Genomic DNA, 22,954 nt, shown 5'->3' with positions numbered 1-22,954 from the left:
TTTCTTGCCGGGTAGCGCTGCGCTTACCCGGCCTGTATTCCGCGACGATAATCACGCCGCCATACACTCCGCTAACGCCTGCGCCAGTGCCGATGGGTTTTCCCACGACATGGAGTGCCCCGCCGCAGGGATGATTTTGACCTCAACGCCCTTCAGCTTCAGATTATCCACATCGTCATCCGGCAGTGAGAGCTCACCAAAAATCAACGTCACCGGGCAAGGCAGCGACAGAAATTGCGCTTCCCAGTCCGGCTCAACACCGGCGACCAGGCTTGATGCGCCGCGCCAGACGGCATAGGGTGCATTGCTTTGCAGGCACCCGGCCCAGGCGGTGGTCTCTTTACGGAGCATGGCATTATAGCCCTGTGCCACAAACTGGTGTTCGGTTTGCGCCGCAATAGCGCGGCTAAACATCCCCCCACCGGCGTGAAAATTGGGCTCCGACACCATCAGTCCCTTCACGCACGGTGCCAGCAGCCCCGCCGTTTCTATAGCAATGCTGCCGCCCATGCTGTGACCGTATAACCAGAAGGCATCCAGCTGAAGATGGTCAATCAACTCCGCCACGACGCGCGCCTGTTCAGTCGTTTTATAGCTGTAATGTTCAGGCTTATCGCTGTAACCGCTGCCGGGTAAATCGATGAGAATAGCTCTGCGCCCGCCAAACTGAGGGTCTCGGACGACGCGAGGATATTCATAGGAAGAGGCGCAGCCCAATCCGTGGATAAAGACTACGGGATCGCCAGAGCCGGGCAAATCATGCCAGCGCACGGTGCAACCCGCATGCTGCGAGTAAAAACTGTTCATAAGCACTCCTTTACGATGCACTGTGTATTTATACAGCCATCGTAACTGGAATGCTATGTTCATCTTTCGAAATTGGAAGGATGCTTCAGAAAAGAGAAATCAGCAGCGCAACGGGGAAACTCATCGGCCAGGTCGACCCGACCAGAAACGCGCTAAGCAGGCGGATGCGCTTGCGGTCTTTAGAAAGGAACCAGGTAATTAATGCACAGATGGAAGCCATCACTGCGTAAAAAACCAACATCTTTTGATACAACGTCATTCTGTATACCAGAGCCGAAAAAATAACCGCACGCAATATGCGTCATATGTTGATACAGATCAAGTTTTTTCATTACATAATAACCACTTAAATATTAAGGCTAATAACAACTGAGTATTTTGTCTTACAAACAGGGGGAGCCACCCATTATCTTTATTGATAACATGCAAGTTAAATGCACTTTTTGATAAATTCTCTCTTCCGCAAAGGCGTCTAATAAAGGCAGACATACATGGGAGGCAATATGCTACGCATTCCGCAAAGCTGTATTCATACCCGCTCTACCCCTTTCTGGAATAAAGAAACCGCCCCCGCCGGGATCTTTCAGCGTCATCTCGATACGGGTACCCGTCCGGGCGTTTATCCCCGCCTGTCCGTTATGCAGGGTGCCGTCCGTTACCTGGGTTATGCTGATGAACATGTCCCTGAGCCTGACAGCACACTGATTATCAGGGCCGGCCACTTCGGTGTTTTTCCCCCTGAGAAATGGCATCACATCGAGGTGATGAGCGACGACACGGTGTTCAATATTGAATTTTTCGTCGAACCAGAGGTGTTGAAGTCGCTTTGAGCGGCTTTTATTTACGAGGTAACCCTTATGCTACGTATCCCTGAGAATTTTGTTCATACCCGCTCCACGCCATTCTGGAACAAAGACACCGCGCCAAAAGCGCTTTTCACCCACCATAATACGAAAGCCAGCGTATATGGCCGTTTGTCGGTGATGCAGGGTGCGGTGCGCTATTTTGGTTTCCCGAACGCTGACGCGACCGAACCGGATCTGGAGCTGGTGATTGAAGCCGGATCGTTTGGCATCTCACCGCCAGAGAAATGGCACCGCATCGAGCTATTGACCGACGATACCTATTTCAATATCGACTTTTTTGCCGATCCTGCTGTTACGCTTCAGGGTGCAGGCATCGGCAAAGTGGTCAATACACATAAGGAGTAACCGCGTGGGTAAAGCAACGTACACAGTGACCGTGACCAACAACAGCAACGGCGTCTCGGTGGATTATGAAACAGAGGCCCCCATGGAGTTGCTCATCCCCGACGTCGCCGCAGACGTGGTAAAAGATCTGGTGAATACCGTCCGCGCTTACGACACGGAAAATGAGCACGAGGTGTGTGGCTGGTAAAGCAAACGCCCGGCGATGCAGACCGCCGGGCATGATTTTCTAGTGTTTAATCATCACATGCCGGACAACCGTATAATCCTCAAGCCCGTACACCGACATATCCTTTCCATAGCCAGACAATTTCATGCCGCCGTGCGGCATTTCGCTCACCAGCATAAAGTGGGTATTGACCCAGGTGCAGCCGTACTGCAGGCGCGCGCTCAGGCGATGGGCGCGGCCCACGTCTTTCGTCCAGACCGATGACGCCAGGCCGTATTGCGAATCGTTCGCCCAGGCCAGGACCTGCGCTTCATCGTCGAATTCGGTGACGCTCACCACCGGTCCAAACACTTCGCGCTGAACGATGGCATCCTCCTGTTTCGCCCCGGCCAGCAACGTTGGCTGGAAGTAGTAGCCCGCCCCCTCTTTTTTGCTCCCGCCCGTCACCACGCGGATATGGCCGAGGGCTTTCGCCTCGTCAACCGCCTGACAGACGCGTGAAAGATGGGCAGCCGAGCTGAGCGGACCGAGTTCAGTAGACTCATCCTCCGGGGCACCCATTTTGAGGCTGGCGACCGCGGCACCGAGCTTTTCCACCAGCCGGGTATAGATCCCCTTCTGGGCATAGATACGGCAGGCCGCCGTACAGTCCTGCCCGGCATTGTAGAAACCAAACGTCCGCACGCCTTCTACAACCGCATCCAGGTCGGCGTCATCGAACACGATAACCGGCGCTTTACCGCCCAGCTCCATGTGGGTGCGCTTAATGGAGGACGCCGTGTGGCCGATGATATGCTCCCCGGTGGCAATCGAACCGGTCAGCGACACCATGCGCACTTTTTCATGTCCGGTGAGCGGGTCGCCCACCGTTTTTCCACGGCCAAACAGCACGTTGAGAACGCCAGCCGGGAAGATATCTTTCGCCAGCTCCGCCAGCTTTAACGCCGTTAGCGGCGTGATTTCAGACGGCTTGATGACCACACAGTTACCGGCCGCCAGCGCAGGCGCCAGCTTCCATGCCGCCATCATCAGCGGGTAATTCCACGGCGCGATAGAGGCAACCACGCCCACCGGGTCGCGGCGGATCATCGACGTGTGGTCGTCAAGGTACTCACCCGCGGCCAGCCCGTTCAGGCAGCGGGCCGCCCCGGCAAAGAAACGGAAAACGTCGACCACTGCGGGAATTTCATCGCCCAGCGCACAGTGCAGCGGCTTGCCGCAGTTGAGGGATTCGAGCCGGGCAAACTCTTCGCCATGCGCTTCAATCGCATCCGCGAGCTTCAGCAGGCACTCGGCGCGCGTTTTCGGTGTCGTTTGTCCCCACTCAGCAAAAGCACGGTCGGCGGCCTGAACCGCTGCGTCGACCTGTGCCGCTGACGCTTCAGCAATCTCCAGCAGCACCTCTCCGGTGGCCGGGTTATAGACAGGCTGTTTCTCTCCCTCTCCGGCAACCAGTTCACCCTTTATCAGCAGATGTGTTTGCATAGCATTGTCCTGTTCAAATCAATGTTATTTCCCGCCGCCGGCGATGTTCTCGCCGTCGCGGGTTAGCCACCAGGCTCCCAGAATGGGGATGGTTGTTACCAGCATCACCAGCAGTGCAACGACGTTGGTGACCGGCACGTCGCGCGGACGGCCTAGCTGATTGAGCAACCACAGCGGTAACGTGCGTTCGTGTCCCGCCGTAAAGGTTGTGACGATAATTTCGTCAAACGACAGGGCAAACGCCAGCATTCCCCCGGCCAGCAGCGCGGAGCCCAGGTTGGGCAGCACCACATAGCGGAAGGTTTGCCATCCGTCGGCCCCGAGATCCATCGACGCTTCCACCAGACTCCAGGAGGTGCGTCTGAACCGGGCAATCACGTTATTGAAGACCACCACCACGCAGAACGTGGCATGCCCAACCACGATGGTGAAAAACCCCGGCTCAAGGTTGATTGTTTTGAACGCTGTCAGCAGCGCCAGACCGGTGATGATCCCCGGCAACGCAATCGGCAGCAGCAGCAATAGCGAGATCGCGTTCTTGCCAAAAAACTCGCTTCGCCAGAGCGCCGCTGCAGCAAGCGTGCCAAGCACAAGGGCTATCGCGGTGGATAGCGCGGCAATTTGAAGTGACAACGTCACCGATTCAATGATATCGCCGCGCCCCGCCGCCGCAGTAAACCACTTCAGCGTCAGCCCCTGAGGCGGAAAGCTGTAGGCAGCATCTTCGGTATTAAAGGCATAGACTGCGATAATCAGCAGCGGGAAGTGCAGGAAGATGACGCCTCCCCACGCTGCCACTTTCAGGAACAGCGGTGCGCGTTCAGAGTGCATCGAATGCTCCCAGACGCTTCACGAACGCCAGATAGAGTGAAATCAGCACGATGGGAACCAGCGTGAACGCGGCGGCCATGGGCATATTGCCGATCGCCCCCTGCTGGGAGTAGACCATGTTACCGATGAAAAACCCCGGCGGCCCGACCAGCTGCGGTACGATGAAATCCCCCAGCGTCAGGGAAAAGGTGAAGATTGAGCCCGCGGCAATACCCGGGATAGCCAGCGGCAGAACGACATAGCGGAAGGTCTGGCGCGGGCGCGCGCCGAGATCGGCTGAGGCCTGCAGCAGCGAAGCCGGCAGACGTTCCAGCGCCGCCTGAACGGGCAGGATCATAAACGGCAGCCAGATATAGACGAAGACCAGAAACCGCCCCAGCCCGGAGGTGGATAAGGTGTTGCCGCCTACCGCGGGTAGCGTAAGGATCGAGGTCAGGAGCGGCTCCAGCCCCAGGTGGTTGAGGAACCATTGAGCCACGCCGTCCTTCGCCAGCAGCAGCGTCCAGGCGTAGGCTTTGACGATGTAGCTCGCCCACATTGGCAGCATCACGGCGATATAGAAAAACGCTTTCCACTTGCCGCGGGTGTATCGCGCCATATACCAGGCCATCGGGAACGCCAGAATTGCGCTGGCAATCGTCACCGCAATCGCCATCGTTAACGTGCGCAGGATGATGTCGTAGTTTGCCGGATTGAAGAGCGCCAGTATGTTCGCCAGGGTCAGATCCGGCGTGACCGCCATGGTGAAATCGTCAAAGGTGTAAAAACCCTGCCACAAAAGGGTCAGCAGCGATCCTAAATAAACGATGCCAAACCACATCAGCGGTGCAAGCAGAAGCAGGAACAGTCCGAGTGACGGTTTACGCCAGAACAGTGACGTAATGCGGCTTATGCGGCCGCGCGGGGCGGGAGGGTGCGCGACACTCATAGCCATTTCACCTCTCCTCCTGCAGGCGAATCATCGCCTCGCGCGACCACGACGCCGTGACGGCCTGCCCCGGCGCAATGCCGCTTAGCGGCGAGAAATCGCTAAGATTGGCCTGGCTCACCAGCAGTTTGGCACCGTCGGCGAGCCTGAGCTCAAGGCGCGTGGCAGCCCCCTGATACTGAACGGCCTGGACGACGCCCTGCACCTGAACCTCACCCCCCTCATTCAGGCGGATATGTTCCGGACGCAGGGAATAGCTGCCCTCCATGCCGCAGATTTTATGTGCCAGGCCTGCATCGAAGACGTTAGAGGTGCCGACAAAACCGGCGACAAACGGCGTGCGCGGGCGCATGTAGAGATCGCGCGGGGTATCGACCTGCTCGATGCGCCCATTATTGAACACCGCCACCCGGTCCGACATGGAGAGGGCTTCACCCTGATCGTGGGTGACGAAAATAAAGGTGATGCCGAGTTCCTGCTGAAGTTTCTTCAGCTCGAACTGCATCTGTTCCCGCAGCTTGAGATCGAGCGCGCCTAACGGCTCGTCGAGCAGCAGGACGCGCGGTTCATTCACCAGCGCCCGCGCGATGGCCACACGCTGGCGCTGGCCTCCGGAAAGCTCCGAAGGCTTGCGGGCGACGGCAAAGCTTAAGCCCACTTTTTCCAGCGCGTCGCGAGCCTGCGCATAGCGTTTTTTCTTGTCGACGCCTTTCACCATCAGCCCGTAGGCGACGTTATCGAGGATCGACATATGCGGGAACAGCGCGTAATCCTGAAAGACGGTGTTCACGTCCCGCTCCCACGGCGGCAGCGCGCTCGCCTCTTTGCCAAAGATAGATATCGTGCCGCCTGACAGCTGCTCAAAGCCGGCAATCAGACGCAGGCAGGTGGTTTTGCCGGAGCCCGAAGGCCCCAGCATGGAGAAGAATTCTCCGTCACGAACGGCAATGGTGACCCCATCCACCGCCCGCACGTCACCGTACAGACGGGAAACGTCATTAAACTCTACCGCGTACGTCATGTTCTGCTCCCGGATGATTAACGACCACCCATGATGGCGATGTAATCCTGCGTCCAGCGGCTGTAAGGCACATATTTTCCGCCTTCTGCGATGGGGGTTTTCCAGAACATGATTTTGTCAAAATAGTTATAGCCGTTGGTTTCACAGCCCTTGTCACCCAGCAGCGTGCTGGCCTTACACCCTTCAGGCACGACGGGCAGCGAGCCAAACCATGCCGCCAGATCGCCCTGCACTTTCGGCGTGAGCGACCAGTTCATCCACTTGTAGGCGCACATCGGGTGTTTTGCCTGCGCATGCAGCATGGTGGTATCCGCCCAGCCGGTCACCCCCTCTTTCGGGAAGACGGTGGCAACGGGCTGGTTCTCGCCCTTCAGGGCATTCGCCTGATACGGCCAGGCGCTGGAGGCCACGACGCCTTCATTTTTGAAGTCGCTCATCTGGACGGTGGTGTCATGCCAGTAGCGGTGGATCAGGGCATGCTGGTCGCGAAGTACCTTGAGCACGGCGGCATACTGTTCTTCAGTGAGCTGATACGGGTCGCTAATACCCAGCTGCGGCTGCGTGGCTTTGACGAACAGCGCCGCATCGGCGATATAAATCGGGCCGTCGTATGCCTGCACGCGTCCCTGATTGGTTTTGCCGTCCGGCAGATTCTGCTTCGTAAAGACCACGCTCCAGCTGTCCGGCGGCGTCGGGAAGGTTTTGGTGTTGTACATCAGCAGGTTTGGCCCCCACTGGTACGGCGTGCCGTAGACCTTGCCGCCCACGTTAAACCACTCCCCCTTCACGATGCGCGGGTCAAGGGTTTTCCAGTTGGGGATCAGTTCCGGGTTAATCGGCTGAACGCGTTTTCCCATAATCAGGCGGAGCGAGGCATCACCTGACGCGGTGACAAGGTCGTAACCTCCCTTCGCCATCAGGCTGACCATTTCATCGGACGTGGCCGCCGTTTTAACGTTGACCGCGCAGCCGGTCTCTTTTTCAAACTGGGTAACCCAGTCATAATTTTTATCCGTCTGTCCGCGTTCGATGTACCCCGGCCAGGCGATAATATCCAGTCGGCCTTCACCGTCGCCAATGGCCTTTGGTGGTTCTGCGGCTTGCGCGGTCATGATAGTCATGCCGAGCGCGCACAGGCTGCTGCGGGCAAATTTTTTGCTCATAAGAGTTACTCCTGTCGCAATGAAATTTAGCGGCAGCCGTGCCGTAAAAATATCTCCCTTATTAAACGTAGACCGCGCAAATGCGCCGCACCGTTCGGCTTAAGGAAATTTCATCAAGGTGTGACCGAGGACGCATTCCCCGCTAACTGGATTATAGACAAGGAGTTAGCCGCGAAAGCCGGTATGCAGATTTCATATGATACGGCACCGCAAAATATTTGCCGTGCCGTCGTCAGGATAAGAAATGATTATTTAAATAAAGGGGAAAAGTTATTCCATCATTGTGCTAATTAATTTACCTAACTGAATGACCGCCTGCTCTTCCCGCTCGCCCCACGCCCAGGACGTATTAAACCGGAAGAACGGCGTCCACGCGTCAGAGGTGGAAAACATCTTTCCTGGCGCAATGCTGATATGGTGCGTTAAGGCCTTTTCGCTCAGCAGCCCCGCGTCCAGCTGCGCAGGCAGCTCCAGCCATAAAAAGTAGCCGCTTTCGCTGTGATGGATTTTGACGCCAGCGGGCATATGGCGCAGAAGCGACTGCCACGCCTGTTGTTTTCGCTCGGCGAGGGTTCGTCGCAGGCGGCGCAGATGGGCGTCGTAGCGTTTTGTCGCCAGGTAGTCCACCAGCGCCAGCTGCATGGGGGAACTGGTTGAAAGCGTGCTCATCAGCTGCAGCTGCTGAATGCGGCGCGCGTGTTTTCCTGCCGCCACCCAGCCGATGCGAAACCCCGCCACCAGGCATTTTGAAAAGGAAGAGCAGTGAAGCGTCATATCTACCCGATCCCAGGCTTTGGCCGGAAGCGGTTTTTCGCGACCAAAATAGAGCTCGCTGTAGACATCGTCCTCGATCAAAGTGACGTTGTGTTCCGTCAGGAGCGCGACCAGACGCGCTTTTTTTTCCGCACTCAGCGTAAAGCCAAGCGGGTTTTGGCCGTTGGTCATGAGCCAGCAGGCTTTTACGGGGTAGTCGTTCAGCGCCTGCTCCAGCGCATTCAGATCGATACCCTCCCGGACGTCTGTGGCGACCGACAGCGCTTTTAGCTTCAGACGCTCCAGCGCCTGCAGCGCGCCGTAAAAACACGGGTTTTCAACAATCACCCAGTCTCCTGGCTCCGTCACCGCCTGCAAACTCAGGTTGAGGGCCTCAAGGGCGCCTGCGGTAATGACGATCTCGTCCGGCGAGATGTTCATCCCCTGCTGCGCATAACGGCGCGCAATGGCGTGACGGAGTTCAGCGTTACCGGGCGGCAGGTTCTCAATCACACTCATTGCGGTAGCGGTTTTACTGACGTTTGCCAGCGAGCGGTTGAGCTGATGAAGCGGAAAAAGCCGGGGGTCGGGAAACGCGGAGGCGAAAGGAACAACGGACGGATCGCGGCTGGCCTGTAAGACCTCGAAGATATAGGTGTTGATATCTACCGCTTCATCACGCATTACCTGGGCAGGCGGCGCAGGCTGTTGTGCGGTCGGGCGCGAGGCAACGTAATAGCCCGACTGCGGCCTGGCGACAATGCGCCCCTGACTTTCCAGCATCTGATACGCGTGGCCAACGGTCATAAAGCTCATGCCGCTGCTTGCCACCTGCTCTCGCAGGGAAGGCAGCTTATCGCCTGGCAGCCAAACGCCAAGCTCAATCTGCGAGATAATTTGTTGCGCCAGACGCTGGTATTTTTTCATCAGATTCTCCTTATTGCCGACAGTGTATATCAGCAGGAGAAAAAGAGAAGATTTTGCTAACTGTTATAGTTTAAGTAAAAATTACTTACGGTACTCGGTAACGTGGCTTTGCGCCTGACGCGCAGCGGCCAGGTGATCGAGCGTGATCATTGACGATTTGCAAAAGATGCATTTCGCACCGAGCGGGTTTTTCTCAGATACATCAAAGACTGAGGTACGGTACTGCGAGCTATGACAGCATGGGCAGCGGAAATGGATATAAGAAGTCATAGAATTCTCCTGTGAACGTAAAAACGTAAATTACTCATGAGCCGATCAGGCAATAATGGTTTTAAACAAAACTAATCGGAATGTAGATAAAGACCCAAGAGAGGCTGCGGAGAGGCACAACGTGATGAGAACTGCTTTATGAAACTACGTCAGATATTTTTTTGGACTCAAAACCAGAAGACCATTAACGCACGGCGATGACGACAAAGCAAGCGGTTTAATGCCTAAAATTCATAAAAATAGTGTTTTTATTCCTCGTTGGCGAGGTATATCTGATAGCTAAAGCATGCGTTTTATGCCAACTGTTATGGTTAAAAATCACTTTTCTGCGTCTGAAAGTCCGAACGTTGCCCCTATAGCATAACAGTACACCGTTTGACATTGAGGCTGTGCATGTTTGGTTTAGATGCTTTTCACCTTGCGCGGATACAGTTTGCCTTTACCGTATCCTTTCACATTATTTTCCCGGCCATCACTATCGGCCTGGCCAGCTATCTGGCCGTGCTCGAAGGGCTGTGGCTGAAAACAAAAAATCCTGTCTGGCGCTCGCTGTACCATTTCTGGTCGAAGATTTTTGCCGTCAACTTTGGCATGGGCGTGGTCTCCGGGCTGGTGATGGCCTACCAGTTTGGCACCAACTGGAGCGGCTTTTCGCAGTTTGCAGGCAGCATTACCGGCCCGCTGCTGACCTATGAAGTGCTTACCGCCTTCTTCCTCGAAGCCGGGTTCCTCGGCGTGATGCTGTTCGGCTGGAATAAAGTGGGGCCAGGGCTGCACTTCTTCTCCACCTGCATGGTGGCGCTGGGCACCATTATCTCAACCTTCTGGATCCTCTCCTCGAACAGCTGGATGCAGACCCCGCAAGGCTACGAGATCGTCAACGGACAGGTGGTACCGGTGGACTGGTTCGCCGTGGTATTTAACCCCTCCTTCCCCTACCGCCTGCTGCATATGTCGATTGCGGCATTCCTGAGTAGCGCCCTGTTTGTCGGTGCATCCGCGGCATGGCATCTGCTGCGCGGGAATAATACCCCTGCCATTCGGGCGATGTTTTCGATGGCGCTGTGGATGACGCTGATTGTTGCCCCCATCCAGGCCCTGGTTGGCGATATGCACGGGTTGAACACCTTAAAGCATCAGCCGGCCAAGATTGCCGCTATTGAAGGCCATTGGGAAAATCCGCCGGGCGAGCCTACCCCACTGCTGCTGTTTGGCTGGCCTGACATGGAGCAGGAACGCACCCGCTTTGGAGTGGCGATCCCGGCTCTGGGTAGCCTCATACTGACGCACAGCCTGGATAAACAGGTCCCTGCGCTAAAAGAGTTTCCAAAGGAAGACCGTCCTAATTCCACCATCGTCTTCTGGTCGTTCCGCATTATGGCGGGTTTAGGGATGCTGATGCTGCTGCTTGGAGTAGTGGCGCTTTGGCTGCGTTATAAAAAGCGGGTTTATTCTTCGCGTCCGTTCCTGTGGTTTGCGCTGCTGATGGGGCCATCCGGGCTGATTGCCATTCTGGCCGGATGGGTCACCACCGAAGTCGGCCGCCAGCCGTGGGTGGTCTACGGACTCCAGCGAACGAAGGATGCGGTTTCAGCCCATGGTGACCTGCATATGAGCGTGAGCCTGCTGGCCTTCTTCGTCGTCTATACCTCGGTATTCGGCGTGGGCTACAGCTATATGGTGCGCCTCATCCGAAAAGGCCCGCAGCCGCATGAATCGTTCGCCACCGAGTCCGATGGACGCCCGGCGCGCCCGCTTTCTGCCGTCACAGCTGAACATAAGGAGCAGCCATAATGGGTATCGATCTTTCCATTATCTGGTTTGTCATCATCGTCTTTGCCACGCTGATGTATATCGTCATGGACGGGTTTGATCTGGGAATCGGTATTCTGTTCCCGGCAACACAAAACGCCGACGATCGCGACGTGATGGTCAACAGCGTCGCACCGGTCTGGGACGGCAATGAGACCTGGTTGGTGCTGGGTGGTGCCGCCCTGTTCGGTGCATTCCCACTGGCCTATGCGGTGATTATTGATGCTCTGACCATTCCGCTGACGTTAATGCTGATCGGACTTATATTCCGCGGCGTGGCGTTTGAATTTCGCTTTAAAGCCACCCCGGCCCACCGTCCTTTCTGGGATAAGGCGTTTATTGGCGGTTCCGTTCTGGCGACCTTTACCCAGGGCGTGACGGTAGGCGCCGTCATTAACGGCTTTAGCGTCGCTGGCAGAACGTATACCGGTGGACCGTTTGACTGGTTTACCGCGTTTAACCTGTTCTGCGGCGCGGGTCTGGTGGTGGCCTACGCGCTGTTAGGCTCAACCTGGCTGGTGATGAAAAGCGAAAATGCGCTGCAGCAGCGGATGCGTGAGGTGTCGAAAACGCTGTTAATCGTGCTGCTGGCGTTTATCGCAGCGATCAGCCTCTGGACGCCGCTGGCGCACCCGGCCATCGCGGCGCGCTGGTTTACGCTGCCGAATCTGTTTTATCTGCTGCCAGTCCCTGCCCTGGTCGTCATGTTTAGCTTCTACCAGTGGCGCTGCCTGAGTAATCCTGACAGCCATGCTCGGCCGTTTATTCTGACGCTGGGGCTAATATTTCTCGGCTTTAGCGGGCTTGGTATCAGCATCTGGCCGCATATCATACCGCCGTCGATCACCCTGTGGCAGGCCGCCGCGCCGACGCAAAGCCAGGGCTTTATGCTGGTGGGCGCGCTGTTGATCATTCCCGTTATTCTGGTCTACACCTTCTGGAGCTACTACGTATTTCGCGGCAAAGTTCAGCCTGGGGAGGGTTATCACTGATGCAACAACCTGTCTGGAAAAGATTGCTGTGGCTGGCCATTATCTGGGGCGGCAGCGTTCTTGCGCTGGCAGCAGTCAGCATGCTCTTTCGCATGCTGATGACGGCTGCCGGGTTTAAATCGCATTAAACTTCATTCCGGGCAGCCCTGCGCTGCCCGGCACCACCCCGCACTTTCAGATAAACCCCATTAACGCACCGCAGAGTATTGTTACACTGGTAAAAGATTCACAGAATTTATTATTTGAGAAGAAAATGAAAAAGCTCATCGCGTTAAGTGTTATCAGCCTTGTCCTCAGCGGCTGCGTTAATCCGGGCAAAGCATCCGTTCAGCCGGATCAGCTGAAGAGCCACCGTTTTGTTCTGGAAAACGTGGACGGCAAATCCGTGAAGGGCATTACAACGCAGCCTGAGATCGCTTTTAACGCGCTTCCCGACATTAGCCTCATTGATAACATTAGCGTTTCGGGCCAGATGTGTAACCGCTTCAACGGGCAGGGAAAGCTGTCCGAAGGTGAGCTGAAAGTGAAAACGCTGGCGATGACCCGCAAACTTTGTACCGAACCACAGCTTAACGAGCTGGATCAGGCCATCGGCGACATGCTGCGCAAAGGGGCGCAGGTCGACCTGACTGAAGACCAGCTGACGCTGGCGACGGCCGATAAGACGCTGATGTTTAAGCGAGCAGAATAATCAGTAGCTACCGCAGCTTCCAACGGCAAGCGACTGTTCACTGCAGCGTTTGCCGTTTGGCAAGGCGCACATCCCAATAGCCGAACCATCAAGCTGGCGGGCAACAGACAGCGAGCCGCCAATCATGGCGCAGTTGGCCTGGCCTGAACTGGACATTGCCGCTTTCATTCCCGGCGCCACATGGGCCGCCGTGGCCTGCTGCACAGGTTCACTGCTACATGCCGACAACAATAACGCGGCACACCCTACCCAAAATGCTGAACGCATGCTCTCTTCCCCGTAATTAGTGCGAAACCTAAGCATAATAGGCATCACATCCCGTGTCGTCGAGAGTGGAAGTGCGTATTTATGCGCCGCTGAAACAATTTCTCGCAATTTTTTCGCCCTAAGTTTGATCTAACCATTGATGGTGGGAATACCGAGGACACAAAAGCGAAAATCGTAAACCCCCCTGTTTGCTAGACTACACAGATAATATTCAGGGTTTGTCGCCTTATGACAGTCCCCTATTTTTTGCGCAATGTAAGGGTGTCGTCTTATGCAAACTATTGACGGTAATGGTGCAGTTGCCTCAGTCGCGTTTCGCACCAGTGAAGTTATCGCCATTTATCCGATCACGCCAAGTTCAACTATGGCCGAGCAGGCGGATGCCTGGGCGGGAAACGGGTTAAAAAACGTCTGGGGAGATGTCCCGAGAGTGGTTGAAATGCAGTCTGAAGCGGGTGCGATTGCTACGGTCCACGGTGCGCTGCAGACTGGCGCGCTTTCCACGTCGTTCACCTCCTCTCAGGGATTGCTGTTGATGATCCCAACGCTGTACAAACTCGCGGGACAACTGACCCCCTTCGTCCTGCACGTCGCGGCGCGTACCGTGGCCACCCACGCACTCTCAATTTTTGGCGATCACTCGGACGTGATGGCCGTGCGCCAGACCGGATGCGCGATGCTGTGTGCCAGCAGCGTTCAGGAAGCGCAGGACTTTGCCTTAATTTCGCATATCGCCACGCTCAAAAGTCGCGTGCCGTTTATTCACTTCTTTGATGGTTTCCGCACCTCTCACGAAATCAACAAAATCGTCCCGCTGGCTGACGAGACTATCCTGGATCTGCTGCCACAGGCGGAAATCGACGCGCATCGCGCCCGCGCCCTTAACCCGGAACATCCGGTAATTCGCGGGACATCGGCAAACCCGGATACTTATTTCCAGTCACGCGAGGCCACAAACCCGTGGTACAACGCGGTTTATGACCACGTCGAGCAGGCAATGAATGACTTTGCCGCCGCAACCGGACGCGAGTACAAGCCGTTCGAATACTACGGCCATCCGCAGGCCGAGCGCGTGATTGTGCTGATGGGATCTGCTATCGGCACCTGTGAAGAAGTCGTTGACGAGCTGCTGACCCGCGGCGAAAAGGTCGGCGTGCTTAAAGTGCGTCTTTACCGCCCGTTCTCGGCTAAACATCTGCTCTCTGCCCTGCCGGAAAGCTCGCGTACCGTGGCGGTGCTCGATCGAACCAAAGAGCCGGGCGCACACGCGGAACCGCTGTATCTTGACGTGATGACCGCTCTCGCTGAAGCCTTTAATAACGGCGAACGTGAAACGCTACCGCGCGTTATCGGCGGTCGCTATGGCCTGTCTTCCAAAGAGTTTGGCCCGGACTGCGTGCTGGCCGTGTTTAACGAGCTAAGGGAAGCGAAACCCAAGCCGCGTTTCACGGTCGGTATTTATGATGACGTAACGAATCTTTCCCTGCCTTTACCGGAAAATACCCTGCCTGCGACGGCCAAACTTGAAGCGCTGTTCTACGGCCTGGGCAGCGACGGCAGCGTCTCGGCCACCAAAAACAACATCAAGATCATCGGCAATTCAACCCCGTGGTACGCTCAGGGTTACTTCGTCTACGACTCCAAAAAAGCCGGCGGTCTGACCGTTTCTCACCTGCGCGTCAGCGAGCAGCCCATCCGCTCGGCCTACCTTATTTCTCAGGCCGACTTTGTTGGCTGCCATCAGCTGCAGTTTATCGACAAGTACCAGATGGCTGAGCGCCTGAAGCCCGGCGGTATTTTCCTCCTCAATACGCCATACAATGCGGATGAGGTCTGGGCACGCCTGCCGCAGGAAGTACAGACGGTGCTGAATCAGAAAAAAGCCCGATTCTATGTGGTTAACGCGGCGAAAATTGCCCGCGAATGTGGCCTGGCCGCGCGTATTAATACCGTCATGCAAATGGCCTTCTTCCATCTGACCAATATCCTGCCGGGCGACAGCGCGCTGGTGGAACTTCAGGGCGCCATCGGCAAAAGCTACAGCAGCAAGGGGCCGGAGCTGGTAGAGCGAAACTGGCAGGCGCTGGCGCTGGCGCGCGAGTCCCTGTTCGAGGTGCCGCTGCAGCCGGTCAATGACGCCAGCCCGAATCGCCCTCCGGTGGTCTCGGATGCCGCACCTGATTTCGTGAAGACCGTCACGGCCGCCATGCTGGCCGGGCTGGGTGACGCCCTGCCCGTCTCTGCGCTGCCGCCGGACGGAACCTGGCCGATGGGCACCACCCGCTGGGAAAAACGCAACATCGCCGAAGCGATCCCCATCTGGAAAGAAGAACTCTGTACCCAGTGTAACCACTGCGTCGCGGCCTGCCCGCACTCGGCCATTCGCGCCAAAGTGGTGTCACCGGAAGCAATGGAAGAGGCCCCGGCCAGCCTGCACTCTCTGGATGTAAAATCCCGCGACATGCGCGGCCAGAAATACGTTCTGCAGGTCGCACCGGAAGACTGCACCGGGTGTAACCTGTGCGTTGAGGTCTGCCCGGCGAAGGACAGGCAGAACCCGGACATCAAAGCCATCAATATGATGTCGCGCCTTGAACACGTTGAAGAAGAAAAAGTGAATTATGATTTCTTCCTGAACCTGCCGGAAATCGATCGCAGCAAGCTGGAACGCATTGATATTCGTACCTCGCAGCTGATCACGCCGCTGTTCGAGTACTCCGGCGCATGCTCCGGCTGCGGTGAAACGCCGTACATTAAGCTGCTTACCCAGCTGTACGGTGACAGGATGCTGATTGCCAACGCCACCGGCTGCTCGTCTATCTATGGCGGTAACCTGCCCTCCACGCCGTACACCACCGATGCGAATGGGCGCGGTCCGGCATGGGCAAACTCGTTATTCGAGGATAACGCCGAATTTGGCCTGGGCTTCCGACTCACCGTTGACCAGCACCGCGCGCGTGTGATGCGCCTGCTTGAACAATTTGCCGATAAGATCCCGGCTGAACTTAACGCGGCGCTACACGCAGAAGCCACGCCAGAGATTCGTCGCGAGCAGGTAGCTGCACTTCGCAGCGCACTCAAGGGAATTGACGGCGCTGAACAGCTTCTGACCGACGCGGACGCGCTGGTCGAAAAATCGATCTGGCTGATTGGCGGTGACGGCTGGGCTTACGACATCGGCTTTGGCGGGCTGGATCATGTATTAAGCCTGACCGAAAACGTCAACATTCTGGTTCTGGATACGCAATGTTATTCCAATACCGGTGGGCAGGCATCGAAAGCCACGCCGCTGGGCGCCGTCACGAAATTTGGTGAACACGGTAAACGCAAGGCACGTAAGGATCTCGGCGTGAGCATGATGATGTACGGCCACGTTTACGTCGCGCAAATCTCGCTGGGGGCGCAGCTTAACCAGACGGTGAAAGCCATTCAGGAGGCTGAAGCGTATCCGGGGCCGTCGCTGATCATTGCCTACAGCCCGTGCGAAGAGCATGGCTACGACCTGGCCCTAAGCCACGATCAGATGCGTCAGCTGACGGCCACCGGCTTCTGGCCGCTCTACCGGTTCGATCCGCGCCGTGCGGACGAGGGCAAATTACCGCTGGCGCTAGATTCACGTCCGCCGTCAGATGCCCTGGCAGAGACGCTGATGCAGGAACAGCGCTTCCGCCGTCTGAATGCGCAACAGCCTGAGGTGGCAGAACAGCTCTGGAAAGACGCCGCCGAAGATCTGCAAAAACGGTATGACTTCCTGGCACAAATGGCGGGTAAAGCCGAAAAATCAACCAGCGACTAACTCCACTGCCCGGCTTGTCCGGGCATTTTTTTGCCATAAAAAAAGCCCGATGTCTTCACACCGGGCTAATCCAGATAATTAATGAATCTCTCTTTAGTTTCCCAAATGACATTCACGATAATTATGGATAAATAATCTTAAAGGCATATAACGCCGCAGAGATTACCTGATTTAATCACCAATTAATAATTTTTATTTAATATGAATCATTTTCAATCATTCACCACAACAATGATCATTTCCGCGGATTTATTCTTTTGAGATTTTACTCAATTAGTAACAATTATATTTTATTACTCTTTCGCAGGAGTGATTTAGCATGGGACAACTTTCGGTTTCAGAAAGTTCAACAGGTAATCAAATAAAAACAACTGCAAAGGAATATCACGATGCAAAGAAAAGTACTGGCTCTGATGATTCCAGCTCTGTTAATGGCTGGCGCCGCGCATGCGGCAGAAATTTATAATAAAGACGGCAACAAATTAGATCTGTACGGAAAAGTTGATGGTCTGCACTATTTCTCCGACGATGCCTCTAAAGACGGCGATCAAACCTACATGCGTCTGGGTTTCAAAGGTGAAACGCAGATTAACGACATGATGACCGGCTACGCGCAGTGGGAATATAACATTCAGGCGAATAACACCGAAGGATCTGATAATCAGTCCTGGACGCGTCTGGCCTTCGCGGGTGTCAAAGTGGGTGACTACGGTTCCTTCGATTATGGTCGTAACTATGGCGTGCTGTACGACGTGGAAGGCTGGACCGATATGCTGCCTGAGTTCGGTGGCGACTCTTACACCTATGCGGATAACTTTATGACCGGCCGCGCCAACGGCGTGGCAACCTACCGCAACACTGACTTCTATGGTCTGGTGCAGGGTCTGAACTTCGCGCTGCAGTATCAGGGCAACAATGAAGATGCCAGCAACAATCAGGAAGGCACCAACAACGGCCGCGACATGCGTTATGAGAATGGTGACGGCTTCGGTATTTCAACCACCTATGATTTCGGCATGGGGTTCAGTGCCGGTGCCGCCTACGCCTCATCTGACCGTACAAATGACCAGGTAAGCGCAGGTACTGGCGCTGCATCTCAATATGCGGGTGGTGATAAAGCGGATGCCTGGACTGCTGGCCTCAAATATGACGCAAATAATATCTACCTGGCGGCGATGTATTCTGAAACCCGTAATATGACGCCGTACGGTTCTGGTGATAGTAAATCAGGCGGCGGTATTGCCAACAAAACTCAGAACTTCGAAGTGACCGCACAGTACCAGTTCGATTTCGGTCTGCGTCCGGCCATTTCTTACCTGCAGTCTAAAGGGAAAGACCTGGGCAACGGTCAGGGCGATCAGGACCTGGTTAAATATGCGGACGTAGGCGCGACCTACTATTTCAACAAGAACATGTCTACCTACGTTGATTATAAAATCAACCTGCTGGATGAAGATGACAGCTTCTACAAAAACAACGGTATCAGCACCGACGATGTCGTTGCATTAGGCCTGGTTTACCAGTTCTGATGGTCAGAGCCCGCAGCGTCATGCGGGCTCTCCTTTTTTTGATGTTTGTCTCACAACAGCGCTTTATCGCGATATTGTTGAGGATAAGTTGAAAGAAAGCGGGTTAGACTGCGCCGATATCCCCCTCTTCATTAAGGATACCTGCGTTGTTTGGTCGTATATCCGTTACCATTCTGACACTTTTAGCATGCTTGTGGATGGCGTTAATCTTTGATTTTCGAGATATTGTCGGGCATCTCGGCACGCTGCTAAACCATCTGGATCACCATTAACAGTGATTCCCAGAAAAAAGCCACCAGCAATGCCGGTGGCGGTCATACGCATTTCGAGCGTTATTTTTTCACGGGTTGAGGTTTTTTATCCCCTGATTCCGGGGCCTCACGCGGATCGTCTTTTTCTACACAGAGCATAATTTCTCCTGTTTTAGAAACCCACTTCCCACTATAGCCAGGCTGATAAAAAAAAGGCCAGGCGGTAATTAATCTTGATTGGTCTCTTTTTTGCGAAACGAGAGATAGCCAAAAACGCCGCTTTCGCCGTCGCTCGGATGGTTTACGCCATCCATCACCGTCACTTCTGGGAAATCAAACGGCGACACATTTTTAAAACAGGCCACATTGACGCCGTATTCATTTGGGTTAGAGCGACGCTGATGGAACGTGTAAATCCCGCAGACCGAGCAGAAGAAATGCCGCGCCGTCCCCGTGTTGAACCGGTACTCCGTCAGCTTATCCTCACCTCTGGTGACGGTGATACCCGACAGCGGTGCAGAGACCACAACCGCGCCCCGCATACGGCAAAAAGAGCAGCTGCAGCGCCGCGCGGTATTCAAGCCGTCAGTCAGTTCGACGGTAAAAGCCACCGCACCACAGTGGCACTGTGCATGACGAATGTCAGCCATTGGCTATACCCCTTTTCTTACCAGTTCGGCAGCTTTGAGAAATACCTCATCTTCCACACCATCGCCTTTCTGCCTGCCCAGCCTGACAAGTTCGTTGACAATGCTGTCACGATCGATCGTTTTTTGCGATGAAACCAGCCCTATAACGGCAGCCCCAATCGCCAGCCCCACTAATCCTGTTTGTTCGTCTTTGTTCTTCATACTCATGCTCCTGATACAACAAACAAGCGTAGCAGGATTTTTCAGACCGTTTTCAGGCGTTTTACTCTTTCGCCTGGATCGCTGTTATTCCGACACGCTGGCCGTATGAAAGCTCTAAGGTATTACCGTCAGGATCGGAAAAAAATACATAATAGCCGACGGGGTCACCCAGATCTTCCGGCGCTTTCCTCAACACCCCTTCTTTAGCGGCCATCGCAGTTTTTCTGTCAATTTCTTCGCGCGTGGCGCAGGCAATCCCAAGGTGGCCAAAATGCCCCAGCGGCGTATCGGTCACGGTGTCCGCCTGCACCAGAACCAGCGCAAAAGGACGCGTATGGTCAGTTAGCCACGCCACTTTACGGGCAGTTGGAAGATCGGGCTCACGCGAATGGATGACGTCCATCCCGGCATATCGGCGATAGAAAGCAAGGCTCTTCTCCAGATCCCTGACCATAAACGCAACATGAGTGAATCCTACATCAATGTCTTTCATTTTAAGATGTTACTCCTGTATCAACATGTCGTAGCCATCTTAAAAGTTCAAGTTAACTTGAGGTCAACGGTGAATTTGTGCGGTCCTGATGATGTTCAAAAAAGAATAAAGGGACAGAAATGATAAAGCGCCGCCGTGGCTGAAATATTCACGACGATGCTCAGCAAAAACCAGGTTTTGAAGGGCTGCTTCTGCGTTTTATGGCGAAAGAGCTGTTGGCCCAATATGGCGCCTGGCCACCCTCCCACAGTACCAAACGTCAGTAAAGTGACTTCCGGTATCCTGCGCATCGCTTTACGTGCCGCCGTTTTGTCGACACCATAAATCGCTATCGTCAGCATATTAATCAGCAGAAACCACATGGCAAAAGGATACGAGGAAAAAAAGCTGCCGATCGCAGCGAGGATCAGCAGAACAAAACAAAAGCGATTCAATGTCATAGGGTCAGTCACGGAATATGTAGGCGTATGTCGGGAAAGCATTATACGCTATCTTACGCATGTATCCGGTCAGGTGCTATCAGCCCGCTTTTGCATGCGGGCCTCAAAATGAATGACCTCTTCGACGCACCGAATTGCATTTTGTGAAGCTTCGCATACGCGCCGTCATGAGCAAGCAGTACCTTATGGCTTCCACGTTCAACGATAACGCCAGTTTGTTTTGGTCCCCCCTCTCCCGGATGGCGAACAGAAAGCCGACTACGCTTTATTAGCTATTGCGCAGAGTGTAAAACGTGCTGGCATTCGCCGCCGGAATCCGTACCATACGCGGCATACTTTTGCCTGCTGGCTATTATCTGCCGGCGCTAACCCGTCTTTCGCCGCTACTGGCTCCGAAGGTAGTAATAAATGCAAGAAAATCAACAAAATACAAAGAAAGAACAATACAACCTGAATAAGCTACGCTGATTAAGTCAACTCATTGATAGTATTTGTTTTATCAATTTATTCAAGTAGTTATAGCATAGCAGCTCCTCCCTAAAGCTACCCAGAACTACATTTTTGATGCCCTTTTTTTGCCCCTATTCCGCAGTTTTGCCCCTAAATTTGCCCTTAACTTTATCCAGTGCGCACCTCTTTTTCTCCCTGTCCTATACTTTCAGTCTGACATCTAGCTTGAGGTTTCCATGTGTGGACGTTTTGCACAAGCTCAAACGCGTGAAGAATATCTGGCTTACCTGGCCGATGAAGCCGATCGCGACATCGCATACGACCCTGAACCTATCGGCCGGTACAACGTGGCACCAGGCACTAAGGTTTTGCTGCTGAGCGAACGCGACGAGAAACTGCACCTTGATCCTGTTTTCTGGGGTTACGCGCCCGGGTGGTGGGATAAAGCACCATTGATAAACGCGCGAGTCGAGACAGCGGCTACCAGCAGAATGTTTAAACCGTTGTGGCAGCATGGCCGGGCAATCTGCTTTGCTGATGGATGGTTCGAATGGAAGAAGGAAGGCGACAAGAAGCAGCCATATTTCATTCACCGGGCAGACGGTCAGCCCATCTTTATGGCGGCGATCGGCAGCACGCCGTTCGAGCGTGGAGATGAAGCAGAAGGTTTTCTCATCGTGACGTCCGCAGCTGATAAAGGTCTGGTTGATATTCATGACCGCCGGCCACTGGTTCTGTCGCCTGAAGCTGCACGGGAGTGGATGCGCCAGGATATAGGCGGGAAAGAAGCTGAGGTGATAGCCGCCGACGGTGCTGTGCCAGCCGACAAGTTTAACTGGCATGCCGTGACGCGTGCCGTGGGGAATGTAAAAAATCAAGGCCCGGAGTTAATCGAGGTACCCCGTTGAGGTGCCCAAAGAGAATCATCACATCCCCTTTGCGCGTACAATGAATGTTTAGAGAAAGTTGGTCTTTTTTGCTTAAGGCGACTTTATTTCAATTTAATATATGATAACCTAAATTTTGTTTTTCTAGACTTAGTGTATTAAAAAAGGATTAATAATGTTAGAAACTACTAAAGAAAAGTGGACTGAGGATGCTCACAATGTCATTCAAAAAGAACTTTTACATGCTTTTCGTAATCAACACCAGGATTCTTGGAGTGAAAACCACATCACAACTCAAATGTTACTAGCACTATTGAATATTGGCAAGGACATTAAATGGAATGCGCAATCACAGAGGGTTGTGTGGGATTCATTTAAATTAAAAGGCACAAATGAAACTGAATTTGGTGACATAGCTCTTTTTGCAAAGGTTATGTTAACATCCGACCTCCATTTAGAAGGTGTTGTTTTTTATGAAGCTAAACGCCAATATTATGACAAAAAATTTCATGCAATAGGGTTTAATTCAATTAAACCAAAGCAACTAAAGAGAATTCAGAAACTTACAAGTGCAAGCAATGTGCTTTTATATGATGTAAATGTAACAAATAAAACTTTAGGAGCTTTTTGCCTGCCTACAATTTTTGTTGAGAAGTTGATGAATAAAGCTCCATCCGCTGTACTCCCACATACGCTGCCTCACTATTCTACACTTTGGGTAAGTTCATTAGCTGAAAACTTTTCCGGCTATGGACTCGATTACTCACCCGAAGCCGTAAAGAAAATAAAAGAACTTTTAGAAACCTCAGAACCGCCATCACATATTATTAATGCATGTTTCAGCATGCCGAAGTCGGTCCAACCTAAGTTAGACAATAGTTTTATCCCATTGGATAAATATGAAAACTTGGTTCCTACCCCTACCCCTACCCC

At 54.0% G+C, this 22,954-nt stretch carries 26 protein-coding genes and 2 pseudogenes; 12 read left to right on the top strand and 16 right to left on the bottom strand.

Features of this window, described 5'->3' with window-relative positions; all coding sequences use genetic code 11:
- Nucleotides 1-51: 51 nt before the first annotated feature.
- Complete coding sequence (locus tag INF73_RS16325) at nt 52-807, bottom strand: alpha/beta fold hydrolase (RefSeq protein ID WP_193542413.1); 756 nt, start codon at nt 805-807, stop codon at nt 52-54.
- Nucleotides 808-892: 85 nt separating this feature from the next.
- Nucleotides 893-1,066, bottom strand: a complete 174-nt coding sequence (locus INF73_RS16320; RefSeq protein WP_014883956.1) for a GhoT/OrtT family toxin — start codon at nt 1,064-1,066, stop codon at nt 893-895.
- 244 nt (nt 1,067-1,310) lie between these two features.
- Between INF73_RS16320 and INF73_RS16315 the strand changes: the two genes are divergently transcribed.
- The 3 genes from INF73_RS16315 to INF73_RS16305 are packed head-to-tail and all read left to right on the top strand — an operon-like array spanning nt 1,311 to nt 2,205.
- Nucleotides 1,311-1,637: a DUF1971 domain-containing protein gene (locus INF73_RS16315; protein WP_193542415.1), complete on the top strand. Its 327-nt coding sequence runs from the start codon at nt 1,311-1,313 to the stop codon at nt 1,635-1,637.
- Between the two features lie 27 nt (nt 1,638-1,664).
- Entirely contained in the window at nt 1,665-2,018 is a 354-nt protein-coding gene (locus INF73_RS16310) for a DUF1971 domain-containing protein (protein ID WP_059354363.1), read from the top strand.
- A 4-nt stretch (nt 2,019-2,022) separates the two neighbouring features.
- Nucleotides 2,023-2,205 (top strand): DUF1869 domain-containing protein, encoded by a 183-nt coding sequence (locus tag INF73_RS16305; protein WP_003856955.1) that lies wholly within the window; start codon nt 2,023-2,025, stop codon nt 2,203-2,205.
- A gap of 39 nt (nt 2,206-2,244) precedes the next feature.
- Here the strand turns inward: INF73_RS16305 and patD are convergent, their stop codons facing one another.
- The 7 genes from patD to INF73_RS16270 form a co-directional block, all read right to left on the bottom strand.
- Nucleotides 2,245-3,669, bottom strand: coding sequence for an aminobutyraldehyde dehydrogenase (gene patD, locus INF73_RS16300; protein WP_193542417.1), 1,425 nt, complete (start codon nt 3,667-3,669; stop codon nt 2,245-2,247).
- Between the two features lie 24 nt (nt 3,670-3,693).
- Nucleotides 3,694-4,500, bottom strand: coding sequence for an ABC transporter permease (locus tag INF73_RS16295; protein WP_028013304.1), 807 nt, complete (start codon nt 4,498-4,500; stop codon nt 3,694-3,696).
- On the bottom strand, nt 4,490-5,434 hold the full coding sequence (locus INF73_RS16290) for an ABC transporter permease (protein WP_041909766.1): 945 nt from the start codon (nt 5,432-5,434) through the stop codon (nt 4,490-4,492). Before INF73_RS16290 ends, INF73_RS16295 begins: the two co-directional genes overlap by 11 nt.
- Nucleotide 5,435: 1 nt before the next feature.
- Nucleotides 5,436-6,449, bottom strand: coding sequence for an ABC transporter ATP-binding protein (locus tag INF73_RS16285; RefSeq protein WP_193542420.1), 1,014 nt, complete (start codon nt 6,447-6,449; stop codon nt 5,436-5,438).
- Between the two features lie 17 nt (nt 6,450-6,466).
- Nucleotides 6,467-7,612: a putative ABC transporter substrate-binding protein YdcS gene (gene ydcS / locus INF73_RS16280; protein ID WP_193542422.1), complete on the bottom strand. Its 1,146-nt coding sequence runs from the start codon at nt 7,610-7,612 to the stop codon at nt 6,467-6,469.
- Between the two features lie 270 nt (nt 7,613-7,882).
- Nucleotides 7,883-9,292: a PLP-dependent aminotransferase family protein gene (locus INF73_RS16275; RefSeq protein WP_193542424.1), complete on the bottom strand. Its 1,410-nt coding sequence runs from the start codon at nt 9,290-9,292 to the stop codon at nt 7,883-7,885.
- A gap of 81 nt (nt 9,293-9,373) precedes the next feature.
- Complete coding sequence (locus INF73_RS16270) at nt 9,374-9,562, bottom strand: cold-shock protein (protein ID WP_193542426.1); 189 nt, start codon at nt 9,560-9,562, stop codon at nt 9,374-9,376.
- 393 nt (nt 9,563-9,955) lie between these two features.
- Between INF73_RS16270 and INF73_RS16265 the strand changes: the two genes are divergently transcribed.
- The 4 genes from INF73_RS16265 to hslJ all read left to right on the top strand — a co-directional run bounded on the left by INF73_RS16265 (nt 9,956) and on the right by hslJ (nt 13,057).
- On the top strand, nt 9,956-11,356 hold the full coding sequence (locus INF73_RS16265) for a cytochrome ubiquinol oxidase subunit I (RefSeq protein ID WP_047365011.1): 1,401 nt from the start codon (nt 9,956-9,958) through the stop codon (nt 11,354-11,356).
- Entirely contained in the window at nt 11,356-12,366 is a 1,011-nt protein-coding gene (gene cydB, locus INF73_RS16260) for a cytochrome d ubiquinol oxidase subunit II (protein WP_193542427.1), read from the top strand. The genes INF73_RS16265 and cydB overlap by 1 nt, the downstream gene beginning before the upstream one ends.
- On the top strand, nt 12,366-12,494 hold the full coding sequence (locus INF73_RS16255) for a DUF2474 domain-containing protein (protein ID WP_008501283.1): 129 nt from the start codon (nt 12,366-12,368) through the stop codon (nt 12,492-12,494). The genes cydB and INF73_RS16255 overlap by 1 nt, the downstream gene beginning before the upstream one ends.
- Before the next feature lie 125 nt (nt 12,495-12,619).
- Nucleotides 12,620-13,057 (top strand): heat shock protein HslJ, encoded by a 438-nt coding sequence (hslJ, locus tag INF73_RS16250; RefSeq protein WP_193051539.1) that lies wholly within the window; start codon nt 12,620-12,622, stop codon nt 13,055-13,057.
- On the opposite strand, the gene INF73_RS16245 is transcribed toward hslJ, so the two are convergent.
- Entirely contained in the window at nt 13,058-13,324 is a 267-nt protein-coding gene (locus INF73_RS16245; RefSeq protein ID WP_028013313.1) for a DUF333 domain-containing protein, read from the bottom strand.
- 271 nt (nt 13,325-13,595) lie between these two features.
- On the opposite strand from INF73_RS16245, the gene nifJ reads away from it, so the two are divergent.
- Together nifJ and ompC are read left to right on the top strand one after the other, a co-directional pair.
- The gene (gene nifJ, locus INF73_RS16240; protein WP_193542429.1) at nt 13,596-17,120 is read left to right on the top strand and encodes a pyruvate:ferredoxin (flavodoxin) oxidoreductase; all 3,525 of its coding nucleotides are present in this window, start codon (nt 13,596-13,598) and stop codon (nt 17,118-17,120) included.
- A gap of 389 nt (nt 17,121-17,509) precedes the next feature.
- Complete coding sequence (gene ompC / locus INF73_RS16235; protein WP_028013315.1) at nt 17,510-18,649, top strand: porin OmpC; 1,140 nt, start codon at nt 17,510-17,512, stop codon at nt 18,647-18,649.
- Between the two features lie 332 nt (nt 18,650-18,981).
- On the opposite strand, the gene INF73_RS22125 is transcribed toward ompC, so the two are convergent.
- From INF73_RS22125 to INF73_RS22120, 6 genes and pseudogenes are all read right to left on the bottom strand, one after another.
- A complete protein-coding gene (locus INF73_RS22125; protein ID WP_223239581.1) occupies nt 18,982-19,059 on the bottom strand; it encodes a hypothetical protein in 78 nt (25 codons plus the stop codon).
- A 68-nt stretch (nt 19,060-19,127) separates the two neighbouring features.
- On the bottom strand, nt 19,128-19,550 hold the full coding sequence (locus tag INF73_RS16230) for a GFA family protein (RefSeq protein ID WP_041909734.1): 423 nt from the start codon (nt 19,548-19,550) through the stop codon (nt 19,128-19,130).
- A gap of 3 nt (nt 19,551-19,553) precedes the next feature.
- Nucleotides 19,554-19,751 carry a hypothetical protein gene (locus INF73_RS16225; protein WP_028013317.1) on the bottom strand — a complete coding sequence of 66 codons (198 nt, stop codon included), beginning with the start codon at nt 19,749-19,751 and terminating at the stop codon, nt 19,554-19,556.
- 61 nt (nt 19,752-19,812) lie between these two features.
- A complete protein-coding gene (locus INF73_RS16220) occupies nt 19,813-20,244 on the bottom strand; it encodes a VOC family protein (RefSeq protein WP_193542930.1) in 432 nt (143 codons plus the stop codon).
- 95 nt (nt 20,245-20,339) lie between these two features.
- Nucleotides 20,340-20,684, bottom strand: a complete 345-nt coding sequence (locus INF73_RS16215) for a DUF1294 domain-containing protein (RefSeq protein ID WP_028013319.1) — start codon at nt 20,682-20,684, stop codon at nt 20,340-20,342.
- Between the two features lie 128 nt (nt 20,685-20,812).
- Nucleotides 20,813-20,902: pseudogene (locus INF73_RS22120) on the bottom strand (ABC transporter); the annotation flags it as partial.
- Between INF73_RS22120 and INF73_RS22115 the strand changes: the two are divergent.
- The 3 genes and pseudogenes from INF73_RS22115 to INF73_RS16205 all read left to right on the top strand — a co-directional run.
- Nucleotides 20,899-21,072 (top strand): annotated as a pseudogene (locus tag INF73_RS22115) (site-specific integrase); the annotation flags it as partial. The pseudogenes INF73_RS22120 and INF73_RS22115 sit on opposite strands and share 4 nt — an antisense overlap.
- A 298-nt stretch (nt 21,073-21,370) precedes the next feature.
- Complete coding sequence (locus tag INF73_RS16210; RefSeq protein WP_063944166.1) at nt 21,371-22,042, top strand: SOS response-associated peptidase; 672 nt, start codon at nt 21,371-21,373, stop codon at nt 22,040-22,042.
- Between the two features lie 154 nt (nt 22,043-22,196).
- Nucleotides 22,197-22,954: hypothetical protein (locus INF73_RS16205; RefSeq protein ID WP_193547307.1), on the top strand; the 758-nt coding region annotated here is incomplete at its 3' end.

The sequence above is a fragment of the Enterobacter cloacae complex sp. P6RS genome (assembly GCF_014982245.1).
Lineage (GTDB): Bacteria > Pseudomonadota > Gammaproteobacteria > Enterobacterales > Enterobacteriaceae > Enterobacter > Enterobacter bugandensis.
Note: the sequence above shows the minus strand (reverse complement) of the source record. Positions and strands in the feature narration are given on the sequence as shown.

What these genes read in the sequence shown, in the direction of transcription:
- INF73_RS16310 (WP_059354363.1), top strand. Translation starts at nt 1,665, where the DNA reads ATGCTACGTATCCCTGAGAATTTTGTTCATACCCGCTCCACGCCATTC.
- hslJ (WP_193051539.1), top strand. Translation starts at nt 12,620, where the DNA reads ATGAAAAAGCTCATCGCGTTAAGTGTTATCAGCCTTGTCCTCAGCGGC.
- INF73_RS16320 (WP_014883956.1), bottom strand. Translation starts at nt 1,066, where the DNA reads ATGACGTTGTATCAAAAGATGTTGGTTTTTTACGCAGTGATGGCTTCC.
- INF73_RS16225 (WP_028013317.1), bottom strand. Translation starts at nt 19,751, where the DNA reads ATGAAGAACAAAGACGAACAAACAGGATTAGTGGGGCTGGCGATTGGG.
- INF73_RS16275 (WP_193542424.1), bottom strand. Translation starts at nt 9,292, where the DNA reads ATGAAAAAATACCAGCGTCTGGCGCAACAAATTATCTCGCAGATTGAG.
- INF73_RS16215 (WP_028013319.1), bottom strand. Translation starts at nt 20,684, where the DNA reads ATGACATTGAATCGCTTTTGTTTTGTTCTGCTGATCCTCGCTGCGATC.
- INF73_RS22125 (WP_223239581.1), bottom strand. Translation starts at nt 19,059, where the DNA reads ATGCTCTGTGTAGAAAAAGACGATCCGCGTGAGGCCCCGGAATCAGGG.
- INF73_RS16285 (WP_193542420.1), bottom strand. Translation starts at nt 6,449, where the DNA reads ATGACGTACGCGGTAGAGTTTAATGACGTTTCCCGTCTGTACGGTGAC.
- INF73_RS16245 (WP_028013313.1), bottom strand. Translation starts at nt 13,324, where the DNA reads ATGCGTTCAGCATTTTGGGTAGGGTGTGCCGCGTTATTGTTGTCGGCA.
- INF73_RS16230 (WP_041909734.1), bottom strand. Translation starts at nt 19,550, where the DNA reads ATGGCTGACATTCGTCATGCACAGTGCCACTGTGGTGCGGTGGCTTTT.
- nifJ (WP_193542429.1), top strand. Translation starts at nt 13,596, where the DNA reads ATGCAAACTATTGACGGTAATGGTGCAGTTGCCTCAGTCGCGTTTCGC.
- INF73_RS16210 (WP_063944166.1), top strand. Translation starts at nt 21,371, where the DNA reads ATGTGTGGACGTTTTGCACAAGCTCAAACGCGTGAAGAATATCTGGCT.
- INF73_RS16325 (WP_193542413.1), bottom strand. Translation starts at nt 807, where the DNA reads ATGAACAGTTTTTACTCGCAGCATGCGGGTTGCACCGTGCGCTGGCAT.
- INF73_RS16255 (WP_008501283.1), top strand. Translation starts at nt 12,366, where the DNA reads ATGCAACAACCTGTCTGGAAAAGATTGCTGTGGCTGGCCATTATCTGG.
- INF73_RS16270 (WP_193542426.1), bottom strand. Translation starts at nt 9,562, where the DNA reads ATGACTTCTTATATCCATTTCCGCTGCCCATGCTGTCATAGCTCGCAG.
- cydB (WP_193542427.1), top strand. Translation starts at nt 11,356, where the DNA reads ATGGGTATCGATCTTTCCATTATCTGGTTTGTCATCATCGTCTTTGCC.
- INF73_RS16290 (WP_041909766.1), bottom strand. Translation starts at nt 5,434, where the DNA reads ATGGCTATGAGTGTCGCGCACCCTCCCGCCCCGCGCGGCCGCATAAGC.
- patD (WP_193542417.1), bottom strand. Translation starts at nt 3,669, where the DNA reads ATGCAAACACATCTGCTGATAAAGGGTGAACTGGTTGCCGGAGAGGGA.
- INF73_RS16295 (WP_028013304.1), bottom strand. Translation starts at nt 4,500, where the DNA reads ATGCACTCTGAACGCGCACCGCTGTTCCTGAAAGTGGCAGCGTGGGGA.
- INF73_RS16265 (WP_047365011.1), top strand. Translation starts at nt 9,956, where the DNA reads ATGTTTGGTTTAGATGCTTTTCACCTTGCGCGGATACAGTTTGCCTTT.
- ompC (WP_028013315.1), top strand. Translation starts at nt 17,510, where the DNA reads ATGCAAAGAAAAGTACTGGCTCTGATGATTCCAGCTCTGTTAATGGCT.
- INF73_RS16315 (WP_193542415.1), top strand. Translation starts at nt 1,311, where the DNA reads ATGCTACGCATTCCGCAAAGCTGTATTCATACCCGCTCTACCCCTTTC.
- INF73_RS16220 (WP_193542930.1), bottom strand. Translation starts at nt 20,244, where the DNA reads ATGAAAGACATTGATGTAGGATTCACTCATGTTGCGTTTATGGTCAGG.
- ydcS (WP_193542422.1), bottom strand. Translation starts at nt 7,612, where the DNA reads ATGAGCAAAAAATTTGCCCGCAGCAGCCTGTGCGCGCTCGGCATGACT.